Source organism: Tumidithrix elongata BACA0141 (assembly GCF_036349135.1).
Classification (GTDB): Bacteria; Cyanobacteriota; Cyanobacteriia; order Pseudanabaenales; family Pseudanabaenaceae; genus Tumidithrix; species Tumidithrix elongata.
This window is the reverse complement of the sequence record NZ_JAZBJZ010000032.1, coordinates 1-13,215: the sequence shown is the minus strand read 5'-3', so window position 1 is coordinate 13,215 and position 13,215 is coordinate 1. Positions and strand designations below refer to the sequence as shown.

At 43.8% G+C, this 13,215-nt stretch carries 12 protein-coding genes; 3 read left to right on the top strand and 9 right to left on the bottom strand.

All coding sequences use genetic code 11. The features are described 5' to 3' along the window. The first annotated feature begins 382 nt into the window (after positions 1-382). Complete coding sequence (locus V2H45_RS10055; protein WP_330483506.1) at positions 383-880, top strand: TIGR02652 family protein; 498 nt, start codon at positions 383-385, stop codon at positions 878-880. Here the strand turns inward: V2H45_RS10055 and V2H45_RS10050 are convergent. The 3 genes from V2H45_RS10050 to V2H45_RS10040 form a co-directional block, all read right to left on the bottom strand. Beyond that, on the bottom strand, positions 862-1,341 hold the full coding sequence (locus V2H45_RS10050) for a hypothetical protein (protein ID WP_330483505.1): 480 nt from the start codon (positions 1,339-1,341) through the stop codon (positions 862-864). The two genes, V2H45_RS10055 and V2H45_RS10050, sit on opposite strands and share 19 nt — an antisense overlap. Before the next feature lie 134 nt (positions 1,342-1,475). Beyond that, positions 1,476-1,793 carry a DUF3593 domain-containing protein gene (locus V2H45_RS10045; RefSeq protein WP_330483504.1) on the bottom strand — a complete coding sequence of 106 codons (318 nt, stop codon included), beginning with the start codon at positions 1,791-1,793 and terminating at the stop codon, positions 1,476-1,478. After that, positions 1,790-2,104, bottom strand: coding sequence for a DUF2499 domain-containing protein (locus V2H45_RS10040; RefSeq protein ID WP_330483503.1), 315 nt, complete (start codon positions 2,102-2,104; stop codon positions 1,790-1,792). Before V2H45_RS10040 ends, V2H45_RS10045 begins: the two co-directional genes overlap by 4 nt. Before the next feature lie 142 nt (positions 2,105-2,246). Here V2H45_RS10040 and V2H45_RS10035 point away from each other — a divergent pair, with 142 nt between their 5' ends. Together V2H45_RS10035 and V2H45_RS10030 are read left to right on the top strand one after the other, a co-directional pair. Continuing rightward, complete coding sequence (locus V2H45_RS10035) at positions 2,247-2,759, top strand: adenine phosphoribosyltransferase (protein WP_330483502.1); 513 nt, start codon at positions 2,247-2,249, stop codon at positions 2,757-2,759. A 307-nt stretch (positions 2,760-3,066) separates the two neighbouring features. Further along, entirely contained in the window at positions 3,067-4,023 is a 957-nt protein-coding gene (locus tag V2H45_RS10030) for a pentapeptide repeat-containing protein (protein ID WP_330483501.1), read from the top strand. Positions 4,024-4,027: 4 nt separating this feature from the next. Here the strand turns inward: V2H45_RS10030 and V2H45_RS10025 are convergent, their stop codons facing one another. The 6 genes from V2H45_RS10025 to V2H45_RS10000 all read right to left on the bottom strand — a co-directional run. After that, on the bottom strand, positions 4,028-4,549 hold the full coding sequence (locus tag V2H45_RS10025) for a DUF4330 domain-containing protein (protein ID WP_330483500.1): 522 nt from the start codon (positions 4,547-4,549) through the stop codon (positions 4,028-4,030). 112 nt (positions 4,550-4,661) lie between these two features. Further along, positions 4,662-5,276 carry a cofactor assembly of complex C subunit B gene (locus V2H45_RS10020; RefSeq protein ID WP_330483499.1) on the bottom strand — a complete coding sequence of 205 codons (615 nt, stop codon included), beginning with the start codon at positions 5,274-5,276 and terminating at the stop codon, positions 4,662-4,664. Positions 5,277-5,372: 96 nt separating this feature from the next. Next, positions 5,373-7,226 carry an EAL domain-containing response regulator gene (locus tag V2H45_RS10015; RefSeq protein ID WP_330483498.1) on the bottom strand — a complete coding sequence of 618 codons (1,854 nt, stop codon included), beginning with the start codon at positions 7,224-7,226 and terminating at the stop codon, positions 5,373-5,375. 5 nt (positions 7,227-7,231) lie between these two features. Then, positions 7,232-8,368, bottom strand: coding sequence for a hybrid sensor histidine kinase/response regulator (locus tag V2H45_RS10010; RefSeq protein WP_330483497.1), 1,137 nt, complete (start codon positions 8,366-8,368; stop codon positions 7,232-7,234). Positions 8,369-8,370: 2 nt separating this feature from the next. Beyond that, positions 8,371-12,594, bottom strand: coding sequence for a GAF domain-containing protein (locus V2H45_RS10005; RefSeq protein ID WP_408648763.1), 4,224 nt, complete (start codon positions 12,592-12,594; stop codon positions 8,371-8,373). Positions 12,595-12,966: 372 nt separating this feature from the next. Beyond that, positions 12,967-13,215, bottom strand: a 249-nt coding sequence (locus V2H45_RS10000) for a GNAT family N-acetyltransferase (RefSeq protein WP_330483495.1), incomplete at its 5' end; no start/stop codon positions are given.

Genomic DNA, 13,215 nt, shown 5'->3' with positions numbered 1-13,215 from the left:
CATTTTTGCTTAAATCGTGCAATTTGTGATGAATCTCAGACCCAATCAATCGCTAAAACTCGAAAAAATCAATGCTTGGGGATCTGTTGCCAATTGAAGGGATATTGGTATTACAGTACTTTGGGCTTGCGATCGCGACGAATTTTCAACACTGCCTAAACACAGTCAGCATGTTAAAATTGACCACTAGCGTTGTTAGCCAATAAAGCTCAAAGCATCTCTAGGCTTTTACCTAGCGTTTTTAATCACCCTTAAAATGACTGGGGTATGTGAATTCTCAAGTTGTGATTTGTCAACCAGAATCTCAAGTATGAGTCATCGCCATCAAGCCTGATGTTTCAGAAATTAGGCTCTGGAGTCTTGTATCCCTAAGGTTATATCCATGTGGAATGTCATATCATCCCAGCAATATCCCGTTTTTGGACCAGAGATCAAATGTCCCCACTGCCGCCAAATTATTCCAGCTTTAATTTTGACTGATACCTATCTCTGCCCTCGACATGGAGCGTTTGAAGTCAAACAAGAAACCAAAGACCTTGTCCATCTTCAGTCAGAGCGTCAGTGGCGGCTATGGGATGGTGAATGGTATCGGCAACATACCCACCCTGATGGGATTCGTTTTGAAATTCACGAAACGCTGGACAAGCTTTATACCCAAGGATACCGTGCCACAAAAGTAACGATCGCCCATCGTTATATCAGTTTAGTCAGTCCTTATTTAGAGCGTAGCCCTGTTGACAGCGATATTCAAAGGCTTTATGGATTGCTGGTTGAGTTTAGTCCGCCAGAGCAAGCTGAGCCCCGCTGGGGGGTGGTCAACTTTGAGATGGACAAAGAATTTGGGGCACCACGCGGCTATCCTTACTTTCGTCCCTTTTGAGGATCTTTTTGAGGTTTGCTATCAGCATCCCCTGAACCTTGAAATAGGGGGATGGCATGAAGCGGATCGCTCGTAAAAACGCCAGGTACGTTTAAGGTTGGGCTTTGTGGCGAAGCATTGGGAATTGCGGGGGTAACCGGAATAATCGGCACAAAATTGATTTCTGTTTTATGCAAATTGACATCAGAGGTAGGGTCACTGACTGAGCGATCGAATAAGTTCCCATTGGTAGGGGTTACAGGCTCTCCCTGAAGCGATCGCAGCGTATTGGCATCCCCTTTTCTAGGCTTGACCTGCCCCTCAACATTGGGTAGATCGGCATCGGTTTTTTGCGCCCAAGCAGATTTAGCCCCTATGGCAATATTCCCAAAAGCCGCAGAGAATATGAGCGATATCGGGAATAAATAAGCGAATTTCAGGTGAGCTAACAAATAGCTCTTCCCTCTTGTCTTGTTCAACATAGCGTTTCGATTTGAATCTCTACAACACCATTGTGACATGGAAAACAAATTGCTACTTTAGGGCTTAATATCTGAATTCCATCGAGATTTCTGACTATAGACTAACTTGGGACTAACTTGGGGCTAACTTGGGGCTATTCGACAGTTCGATCTGCTGGGGTGGTTGAGCCCTGCTTGAGGCGATCGATTTCAGCTTTAAACCCAAGTACCACAAGGATATTGGCAAGGGTTAAAAATGCCTCTGCCCCACCATGCAACCAGTCCACATTTGCGAGCGTATCGCCATAGGCTTTTAAGGCATAGATTCCTGCGGGAATTGTGAGGGCAACAAAGACTAACGTGCCATAGAACCCAAACAATGCCAATTTAGGCATACGTTTTGATTTGGTCATGAACCACAGGAAGGCAAGATAGGGGAATAAAGAGAGGGCAAAGATCGTTTCTTTGTTCATAAGATTTCCCGATCGGTTGTCGCTCGGCTGCGCCAGATTTGATAAGCCGCGATCGCCAAGGTGCAATTTCCCACCAGCGTCATCGTCGCTTGAACCGTCACCAGCCATTCTAAGGCAGGCGGATTGTCAAAGAAATGCCAAGTACAAGCACACATGGCACTAACTAAAGCGGGGAGCATGGCAAACGCTAGTCCGCGCCAGATTGCCTGCTGCGTAAGTTTGGCATATTCCCAAATCAACCAAATCGCGATCGTCCATTCCAGCACGCTAGAAATATGAATAATCCATGTGGGAAAAGAAAGTGCATTCATGAATTTATTTTGGCTTTAGATGATACAAACGATGTTTTGGCGATTGGGCAAAATTGAGATTGACAGCTTTGCGATTCGACTGTTCTGTACTATAAGTTTCTGTACTATAAGTTTAAGACGAATTACCTATACTCTACGCCCGATGGATATAAAAACGATCATCCGCGATATCCCCGATTTTCCTCAAGCAGGAATTTTGTTTCGAGATATCACCCCTTTACTGGCACATCCACAAGGACTCACCACAATTATTAAAGGCTTTGCATCTGGATTTGCCGATGCCCAGATCGACTATGTTGTCGGTATGGAATCGCGCGGGTTTATTGTGGGTGCGCCGATGGCACAGCATTTAGGTTGTGGTTTTATCCCCGTACGCAAACCCAATAAGCTACCAGCCGCAGTGCATCAAGTCGAGTATGCCTTGGAGTATGGTACGGACAAGTTAGAGATGCACCAAGATGCTTTTCCATCAGGCAGTAGGGTTTTGATCTTAGATGATGTGATTGCTACGGGTGGTACGGCGGCAGCGGCGGCAAAACTGGTCTCTATGGCAGGCGGATCGCTTGTGGGCTTTGGCTTTATTGTTGAGTTGGACTTTTTAGCAGGTCGTAAGGTTCTGCCTGATGTGCCGATTGTGTCCCTCGTCAATTATTAACCAATTATTAACTTTGAGGGGCTGACTACAAATAGACTCAGCCCCAAGCACTCTGTTTAAGAAAGCGATCGCTCGTTATTCGTTTTTCACCGTCACCATAAAAAACTGTTTTCTAGCGATCGCTTTGCTAAAATTTTGAAACCATTTGCAAAAAAACAATCCTAATATTTTTGATGAGCGCCTCGAACTCATTATCTTTTTTACAAATTATCTCCATCAATCAACAGATCGCACCTTAAACGTAGCGGAGGAAATTCGCCATTCAGAATTTGCCTTTTGGTTATTGCTTATAGTAAAAACGATGATAATGCAGTTAGGTAATTGCTTCGATCGCGTCGCTCTACGAGAAGCCTCGGGAATTTCTATTTTATCGGGATTTATCAGTTGTCGTGTTTATGTATTTCTAGGGCAAATTACAGGCTATTTACGCATGGATATCCGAGAAAGGCTGGAAAAGCATAGGCAATGGTTATTACAATCGGATGGTATTGCTGGAGAAAAGTTTGTTGCCAATGGATGTGACCTAGCTGGAGCAAACCTCAGAGGTGTCAATCTAAAAGATGCTGACCTTGAAGGAGCTAACCTGAGTGGAGCTAATCTTTTTGCCGCCGATCTCAGTGGTGCAAGCCTTGTGCAAGCCAATCTTTCTAATGCGGTACTGATTGGCGCTACCCTTACAAATACCAATCTGACAGAAACAGATCTGACAGAAACGAACTTTAACAGAGCTAACCTTAGCGAAGCTGGTCTTAACGGAGCTAGTCTGTACGGAGCTAACCTTAACAGAGCCAATCTTACCAAAGCTAACTTTACCAAAGCCAATTTGACTGAAGCCAATTTGAGTGAAGCCAATCTCAACAGGGCTATTCTTAGGGGAGCCAATTTGAGCGAAGCCAATCTGAATGAAGCCAATCTGAGCGAAGCTAACCTTTGGCAAGCCAATCTCTTTAATGCAAATCTTAAAGGAGCTAACCTCAAAGGTGCGAATCTGTTTGATGCGAATCTCAATAGAGCCAATCTCTTTGATGCCGATCTCAATAAAGCCAACCTCTTTGATGCCAAGCTCAATAGAGCCAACCTAGAAGGTGTCATACTTATCGGTGCTAACCTTGAGGGCGCAGACCTCACAGGCGCCAATCTCAGCTTTGCCAACCTCAACCAAACGAATCTTACAAGGGCTGACCTCACAGGCGCAATTTTATGTCTTACCACAATGCCCGATGGGCATATTGATAATTCAGGCTGCGATATGAGACAGAAGTAAACAGTTAATAACGAACTCCCATCGCACTGCCACGCATAATATATTTTGGCCCTTCGATATCAATGGAAGTCCCTATTTTTACTTTTTCACTGCCAAAAACTACACCACTATCGGTTATTCGAGCTGGGCCAGATAGAACGATCGTAATATCTCTTTGAGATGTGTCAATGGAACGAGGATCGGGAACTGAGATTGTTGTGCCATCGGTTTTGGCGACAAGTACTTTGGGAATGGAAATTTCTACTTTTTTGATTGTGACCTGTTCGCGTGGCTGATTGCGAATGATAATACTGACTTTATCACCTACTTTTATGACGTTGGCGGGGTCAATAATGCTTAGCCCCTTTACAATCATATCTACTTCTACAGGCTTGCTGTCAGCAGAGAGCATTTGGGCGATAGAGTTGCCGTTATTCCCAGGGAGCAAAAATAAGCCAATTACGGTGATTAAAATTGCCGCGATCGCACCAATATCAAGAATACTAACCTTGCCAAACAGGCGACCTTGCCGATCTAAAATTGCCATCTGTCTAAAAATTTACTGATACGTTAAGAGTAAGTCGGAAAACTACGATTTTCTGAGTCGATAGGATTATAGGTGAAAACTTGTACCTCTGGGGTTTGTGATGATTTCCAAGTCAAGACTCAAGGCTATGTAGTAATTTTGACGCGATCGCGCTGACCCAATTTTCATCCTGCTTGGTATAACTACGCGGTGCGTTTGCACCCAGAACCATTACACCTTTCTCCCCTAATGGCTGCACAATCACGCCTTGCGTGTTTTCGGGCAAATAGTCAAACTCAAACCGCCCCGGATAGATGGACAAACTCACCAAATACACAGGTTTTTGGGTTTTTAGCACGCGTTGCACAATGGTTCCAACATTGAGTTGATTCGCTTTTCCAAGCACGCCTCGACGGCAGATGGTCTTGCCCTCATACCAAACCACAAGCGACTTGGTAACGCTATTTGTGAGCAAGGTGTGAGATGCCCAGGCCAGTTCAGTCTTGACTGCTTCCGATAGGGTTTGGTCCAGCTCAAATCCTTCCTCGCCCACCAACACCACGGATTCGGGTAGTTTGGGCTGGATCTGCTGCCAAAGTAACCCAATTAAAATTAGTAGGGCGCTGAGAATTATGCCTAGGGCATCTGAGCGCGATTGACTGGAGGTGATGGTTGGCGTTAAGAATCTGTTAAACATAAGTCCTAATCCACCAATACAACCAACCACAAGGGGTAAATAACGAATCATGAACTTTTAAGATCTAAAGATGAAGTCGATTTGGAACGGACGAGGTTCCTTGATAGGGTAAGATGCCTGTGAATCAAAGGTGCTTTGGGCGGTACTTTAGGGCGAATTGCTTCCATGAGGTTGGCAGAGTTTCTTCGGTGCTTCACAGAGAAAAAGCGTTTCTATCTCTTTGACAGATAAGGGCTTAGAAAATAAGTAGCCCTGTCCAAATTCACATCCAAGCTGCTGTAGCCATTGCAGTTGTTGAGGTGTTTCAATTCCTTCTGCGACAACATCTAAGCCTAAGTGGTTGCTTAAGGCGATGATCGTACTCACAACTTGATAATTGCGATTTCCTTGCTGCATTTGACTGACAAAAGAATAATCGATCTTTAAATTATCGGCGGGAAAGCGGTGGAGATAATTGAGGGATGAGTATCCAGTGCCAAAGTCATCAATACTGATCTGAATTTTCCTTTCCTTTAACTGAGTTAACAAGTCAATTGTCTTTTTAATATTCTCAATCAGCATGCTCTCAGTAATTTCTAGCGCTATGGCACTTCCCTCTAACCCTGTCTCAGATTGAATGCGATCGATGTCTTCAATGAAACTAGCTTTGCGAAGATCCTGTGCAGAAAGATTAATACTAATCTTGAGCGGGAAATGGCTAGGATACTTGCTTTTCCAGATCGCCATTTGCTGACAAGCCTTTTCAAACATCCAGCTATCGAGCGGTACGATCGATCCATTTTCCTCTGCCGCAGGAATAAATTCTGCTGGAGAGACGAAACCGCGCGTGGGATGTTGCCAACGTACCAAAGCTTCAAAGCCAATGAGGCGATCGCCAACAATATCAACAATTGGCTGATAGTATACGACAAACTCTTCTCGCTCCAGCGCCTTTCGCAGATCGGTTTCAAGCGTGAGCCGATTTACAGCTTGCGTGTGCATTTCGGCGTCAAAAATTTTGTAAGAATTTCTCCCTTGAGCTTTAGCGCGATACATAGCGATATCAGCATCTCGAAGCAAGTCTGAGGCTCTAGTATAATCTGGTGTTCCCAGTACAATTCCAATACTGGTCGTGATAAATATTTCACGCTCGTTGAGCTTAAAGGGAGTCTGAAATTCTTCAAACAGCCGTTCCGCAATCCGCAACGCATCTTGAATGTCTGCGATATCCTCTAGTAAAATGACAAACTCATCCCCCCCCAGTCTAGAAGCCAAGTACCGAGAAGCTAGATCGGTTTCGTTAATCTTGGTTTGGATGGTTTGAGCAATGTCGATCAGCAGGCGATCGCCAACAAGATGCCCCAAACTGTCATTGATCATCTTAAACCCGTCAAGGTCAAGAAATAAAACAGCAAAGGTATAATTTTCCGTTTGATTGGCTTGGATAATCGCACACTCAAGCCGTTCCATTAAAAGCTTGCGGTTGGGCAGATCGGTGAGGGCATCGTATAAAGCATTGTGAATGAGCATTACCGTTCGCTCTTCCACTTGTCTTTCTAGCTCAGTATTGCGGTCTTCTAATAACTCTAATTTTTCTGCTTCTAAGATAGCTTGGCGCTCAAGGGATGTTTGTAATTGGTCGTACTGCTGTTTAATCCGCAACATAGATTGAACCCGAGCCCGTAGTTCAAGCCCATTAACGGGTTTGCTGACAAAGTCATCAGCACCTGCTTGAAGACAGCGGGAGAGGTCTTCTTTAGCAGTTAAGGCTGTGACCATAATAATCGGTACTGCTTGCCACTGGGGCATAGCTTTAATACGTTTACAAACCTCAATGCCATCTATTTCTGGCATCATCACATCCAGCAAGATCGCATCGGGCTGAAATGCATCAAGGGAGGCGATCGCTTCTTTCCCACCCGAGGCATAGTGTAACTGATAGCCACGATTATGTAGGAGAGCCTCAATCACATCAAAGTTCTCAGGCTCATCGTCAATAACTAGAATAGAAAATTGATGCATTGCGATTAACTTACCATTGGCAATGTAATGTGAACGGTTGTCTCTTGGTGATAAATACTTGAAATTGAGAACTCACCACCATAAACTTCTACAATTTTCTTGACAATTTTTAAGCCTAAGCCAACGCCTTGCTGTTCGTAATACTTACGTTCAAATTGCATAAATGCCCCTATTTTAGCGATCTGTTCTTCCGTCATTCCCCGCCCAAGGTCTGAGATCCATAAATGCAATCGATGATGAATGGGTTTACAGGTTACTGTGACAGGCGTGCCTTTTTGAGAAAATTTAAAAGCATTTTCTAGCAACTCTTCGATGATGCGTTGAAAATCTTTAGCCCCCACCAGCACATTGCCATCTTCTAGCTTGAGAACCAAGTCAGGATCTCGACCAAAGCTAGTTGCTTGCAGTTTGGCTATTTTTTCAATTACTGATTGAACAGCTATTTCGTTGCGATCGCGACCAATTGATGTAGGACTATTTATCTTACTCGCAGACATTTCTAACTGTAGGTAGGTCAAAAATCTTTGAATTAGTTTTTCTAGTCTAAATGATGATTGTTGTGCTAATCCTAAAAACTCATGAATTTCTTCGGCTGTCATAGAATCATACTGATCGATCAGTATACCAATGATTCCAGAAATACCATTTAAAGGGGTATTCAGCTCGTGGGGTAGACTATAGACCATGTTGCGTCGCAACTCGTTTAAGCTATTTTGTAGCAGATCGATGGTGTTTGCTTGGAGTTGAGATAACGATTTTATGTTTTCGTACTGCATCTTAATACGTAGCATGGAGCTAACTCTAGCGCGAAGCTCGACGCTATTAACAGGCTTACTAATAAAATCATCAGCACCAACCTTGAGACATCGAGCTAGGTCTTCTTTAGCAGTTAAGGCAGTAACCATGATGATTGGCACTCCTTGCCATTCAGGCATGGCTTTAATTTGCCGACATACTTCCATTCCATCTATTCCCGGCATCATCACATCCAATAGGATGACATCAGGCTGGAATATATCTAGTGACTTTAATGCTTCTTGCCCTCCAGAAGCATAGTGCAACTGATACTCGTTATCTGACAAAAAAGCATCGATTACATCAAAGTTATTGGGTTCATCATCTACAACTAAGATTGAGGGCATGTTCATTTATTCTCATCCTTGACGGCTAAAAGTTGTTGCATCACATTTGCCAATTGTTTGAGCTTAACAGGTTTGGTTAGATATTCATTAGCACCTGCGGCAAGACATTTCTCGCGATCGCCCGGCATGGCTAGGGCGGTCAGGGCAATGATGGGAATATGGGCAAATTGGCGATCGTCGCGAATCTGTTTGATTGCCTCTAGACCATCAAGAACTGGCATTTGAATATCCATTAAAATTAGGTCAGGATGGTTTGCCTTGGTGAGGTCGATCGCTTCCTGTCCGTTTTTTGCTACAACCATACGATACCCTTTTGCGCTCAAATAGCTAGAGAGGGTACTAATATTCGCTTCATTATCTTCTGCCAGCAAAATCAGCGGTAATTTTATAGTTTCCACTGGTTCTTCGGGTTCCTGGAAGGTAAAATTTAGCTCAGGAGCGATATTGTTCGCAGCATCAGAGGATTCTAGCGAAAGTATGTTACAGGGTAAATTAACCGTAAAACGACTTCCCACCCCAACCTCAGTGATCAAGTCTACTGCTCCGCCATGCAGCTCGACGATACGCTTAACGAGGGCGAGACCCAACCCTGTACCTTCATATTTGCGGTTTAAAGCACCATCAATTTGGACGAAGGGCTTAAATAGCTTGTTGAGATTTTCTGGTGCAATACCGATACCTGTATCGGTCACAGCAATCTGAACAAAGTTTTGAAGGGAAGAGGGTTGCGGAGAAACGAGCATTGCTTCTAATGTAATATGCCCACCCTCAGGCGTAAACTTCACAGCATTGTTGAGCAAATTAATCAAAACCTGCCGAATGCGCCGCTCGTCTAGCAATATTGTCGGTAAGTTGGGTTGAATTTTTACCTCAATCTGAAGCTGTTTTTGATAAGCCTGTTGTTTGATAAACGCTAAACTTGCAAGGCAAATCTGTTCGATGGATACGGATGTGCAATGCAATTGCACTTGCTCGGCTTCGATTTTTGCCAGTTCGAGAATGTCATTAATTAATTCGAGTAAATGGCTGCCACTGCGCTCAATGGTTTGCAATGCCAATCGTTGTTTAATCGTGATTTCCCCAAACACTTCTTCCTGTAACCCTTCAGCCATTCCCAAAATTGCGTTAAGGGGCGTACGTAATTCATGGCTCATATTGGCGAGAAATTCATCCTTGAGGCGAGTGGCACGCAGGAGTTCTTCATTAGAGATCGCAAGTTGTTGATTGCTCTCTGTAAGTTTGGTTTCGGCAGCTAATCGTTCCACTAGTTCTTTTTGCAACTGCTGTAAGAGACTTGCCTGCTGAATCGCGATCGCTAACTGATTGGCTATTTGTTGAATAAATTCAATTTCAAATTTTTTCCAATGCCGAGAATCAGAACATTGATGGATACAGAGTAAGCCCCATAGATCTTCTCCGTTAAGCAACGGCACAATGAGATTGGCTCGAATTTGAAACTGTGCCAAAACATCTCGGTGGCAATCAAGCAGTCCCGCATTGTAAATATCATCTACAGCCTGGATTTTGCCCTGCTGATAATGGATGGCGTACTGTTCGCCAAAGCAATGGTCGTGGATCTTAATCGCTAAGACAGAGTCAAACCCTTCAAGCACTGATTCGGCAACAAACTCGCCATCATTAAAATTGGAGTCAGGATGAAATTTAAAGATGCCTACGAGATCGGTATGCATAAATTGACGAATCTCTTGGCAAGCCGTGTCAAAAATCGCAGACAAGTCGAGCGATTGGCGAATCCGTTGGGTAATTTCTCGCAGTAAGGCCTCTCTTTGTGCCTGTTCTTGTAATCTAGTTTCTGTGCGTTTGCGATCGCTAATGTCAAAATTCACACCGATCAACCTAGTGGCAATACCCTGTGGATCCCGATTTACAAGTGCATAGGCCTTAATACACTTGATCGCACCGTTAGGATGGGTGATGCGAAATTCTGTATCATATTCAACCGCGCCCTGTAATACCAGTTTAGTAAAAATTTGAGCATTGGGGCGATCGTCTGGATGCAACCTACTCAACCACACTTCATAGGAGCCATCAAAGCTCGATGGACTCGTTCCATACAATTCGTGCATCTGCTCATTCCAAATGAGCTTATCCAGAACAACATCCCATTCCCAAATGCCAATCTGAGCGGACTTGACGGCTAGTTCCAATCGACTTGATAGACTGCGCATTTGTTCTTCACGTTCTTTAAGTTCGAAAGTGCGTTCGTCTACCTTTGCTTCTAAGGACTGGTTTAGTTGGTTGAGAGCTTGCTCTGACGCTTTAAGATCGGTAATATCTTGAGCTGTACCCAGTACTCGGTTGGGAATACCATTATCGTTTCTGCTAAAAATAACTTCTCGCGATCGCATCCAATGCCAAGAGCCATCTTGATGAAGCATCCGACACTCTGCTGTTAACACTTCACTATCCTGAGCATTTTCCCAAAAGAGCAGATTTTGCATAAACTGCGGTAGATCCTGCGGGTGCAGAATATCGACAAAAAACTCTAAACCTCTTTGGCGAATCTCTTCAGAAATATAGCCTAGTAGATCTAGGGACTGATTGTTAACGTAGAGATATCTACCCGTAATCGGATCGAAAACATATAGCAGTTGTGGTGAATTATTGGCGATCGCATCGACAAAGTGTTTGCTCTCTAACAACTCTGACTCCGCCCGTTGTCGTTGTAACAACTCAGCTTGCACCTGTTGGTAAGCAGTTGCCTGCTGAATCGCGATCGCAAGTTGAGCAGCAAGCTGTTCCAAGAGCGCGATCTCATCTGTTTGCCACTCACGAGGAGAGTGACTTTCCGTTGCATTCACCACTCCCCATAGGGTTTCTTTATACAGGATCGGTACTAAAACTTTTGCCCGAATCTGCAAGTTTTCTAATAGGTTTCGATGGCATTCGCTCATTTCGGTGGTGTAGATATCAGACACAACACGAATTTTGCCATTACGATAGGCATCAATCCAATCTGCAAAGCAAGGATCGTATACTCGCTGCCCAAGGTGAGAGCCATTTCCATCGGTGTTTGATTCGGCTACAACGATTGCGCTCCAATCTGTTTGAAACTGCCAAACAGCAACGCGATCGCATTCTAAAAACGTTCGCACTTCCTCAACGGTGGTATCGAGAATCTCTTGCAAATTGAGTGAAGACCGAATTTGGGAGGAGATTGAGGTAATAAGTCGTTCCCGTACTACTTTTGCTTGTAATGTGGCAGTTCGTTCTGCAACTTGCCTTTCTAGTTCGGTATTTCGACTTTCTAGTAGGTCTATTTTTTCGGTTTCTAGTCGTAAAACTTTATTTTCTAAAACTTCTGCTAACTTGTAAAGTTCTAAGGGGTTAAGTGCCTGCAAAATACTGGTCTGGGTGACAATGCCTAATAGCTCACCTTGAGAACCTGTAACTGCCAACCGACGGATCGATCGCTGCTCCATAATCTGCTGCACGACCCAAAGCGAATCTTCAAGATTTACCGAGAAAATTGGCGTACTCATGACTACCTGAGCCTGACAGGTCTCTAAATCTAGGTTCAAGGCTTGAAATTGAACGATATCGCGCTCAGTCACAATTCCCATTGGAATTTGCAGGGATTCCTGATGCCTACCTACCTGGAATTCTACAATGACGACGGAACTGACACGACGATCGTTCATCAATCGTGCGATCTCTAACATGGCAACATTCGGAACCGCACAAATTACTTCAGAGGTCATGACTTCAGCCACAGTGCGCAAGCGCAGGAGATCGACTGGTCGTGAAGTTTGACGCAAACTCTCATGGGTTAGCAATCCCACTAAGCGATCGCGGTCGTCGAGAACTGGTATATGCCGAATGTGATGCTGCTGGAGTAAATTCACAGCAAAGAAGAGATCGGTAAAGGCAGACTCGCGAAGTGTAATCACCTTTGATGCCATGACATCGCGTATTGCTAAATTGTCTAAAGATCGTTTCTGAGCGCTAAGTCGGACTATATCCCGCTCTGTGAGAATACCTAAAAGTCTCTGGTCTTCGACAATCAATACGCAACTCGATCGCGCCTCAATATGCAAATCTTCTTGTTGACTATTGACGTTTTTGAATGTGGAGCAAACTGTACGAACACCACTCATTTTTGCGATCGCCGCCATCACAGTTGTATCGGGTGCAACTACCAAAGGTTCGCGAACAATCGCAGAAGTAAGTTCATCTTGAGTGTGGGCAGTCACAGGGGTAAACATTTATGATTGCGATCGAGCTTTAATTCACTGTTCTTGAATAATGCCTTCTGTAAAGATAGAAACCGACTGATCTAAGCCATATTATTCTTGATTATCATTTGACCATAGCGATCCTTAATCGTTTATGAGAATTGGATGTTTTTTGATTTGTGCAGGCAAGATACCTACGCTAAAAATTAGTTGTGACCCATTTAGGTCTGCTACATGCGTTGGTAAAATGGAATTCAGGCAAATGCAACGCATACAGAATACAGATTGCTTGACCAAGATATCAACTGCACACAATTTTTATAAATTGCATAGTTAAAACCTCAACTAATTTAGCAAAATCTTCACTTTTAGCAGCCATTACATTGCTATATATGTTCAATTTTACAGCAATTTCTCCATAACATAATTGACGAATGTTTCGCCTCGACAAGCTACCTCTTGCTGATATAAAACGGAAAACCCCATACGTTCAAAGAAGGGCTTTGCAGTAATGCTTACCTCAACAAATAAGCGTTGCAAGTCCAATTCTAAAGCCTTTGCTTCAATTGTCAGATAAATTTGACTTCCTACCCCAGTATAATGCTCCCCATAAATCGGACAGGAGAATAAGATAGAAAAAGCTGCCAGAAA

Excerpts from the sequence above, each read along its gene's own strand:
- V2H45_RS10055 (WP_330483506.1), top strand. The coding sequence starts at position 383 with ATGTGGAATGTCATATCATCCCAGCAATATCCCGTTTTTGGACCAGAG.
- V2H45_RS10050 (WP_330483505.1), bottom strand. The coding sequence starts at position 1,341 with ATGTTGAACAAGACAAGAGGGAAGAGCTATTTGTTAGCTCACCTGAAA.
- V2H45_RS10045 (WP_330483504.1), bottom strand. The coding sequence starts at position 1,793 with ATGAACAAAGAAACGATCTTTGCCCTCTCTTTATTCCCCTATCTTGCC.
- V2H45_RS10040 (WP_330483503.1), bottom strand. The coding sequence starts at position 2,104 with ATGAATGCACTTTCTTTTCCCACATGGATTATTCATATTTCTAGCGTG.
- V2H45_RS10035 (WP_330483502.1), top strand. The coding sequence starts at position 2,247 with ATGGATATAAAAACGATCATCCGCGATATCCCCGATTTTCCTCAAGCA.
- V2H45_RS10030 (WP_330483501.1), top strand. The coding sequence starts at position 3,067 with ATGCAGTTAGGTAATTGCTTCGATCGCGTCGCTCTACGAGAAGCCTCG.
- V2H45_RS10025 (WP_330483500.1), bottom strand. The coding sequence starts at position 4,549 with ATGGCAATTTTAGATCGGCAAGGTCGCCTGTTTGGCAAGGTTAGTATT.
- V2H45_RS10020 (WP_330483499.1), bottom strand. The coding sequence starts at position 5,276 with ATGATTCGTTATTTACCCCTTGTGGTTGGTTGTATTGGTGGATTAGGA.
- V2H45_RS10015 (WP_330483498.1), bottom strand. The coding sequence starts at position 7,226 with ATGCATCAATTTTCTATTCTAGTTATTGACGATGAGCCTGAGAACTTT.
- V2H45_RS10010 (WP_330483497.1), bottom strand. The coding sequence starts at position 8,368 with ATGCCCTCAATCTTAGTTGTAGATGATGAACCCAATAACTTTGATGTA.
- V2H45_RS10005 (WP_408648763.1), bottom strand. The coding sequence starts at position 12,594 with ATGTTTACCCCTGTGACTGCCCACACTCAAGATGAACTTACTTCTGCG.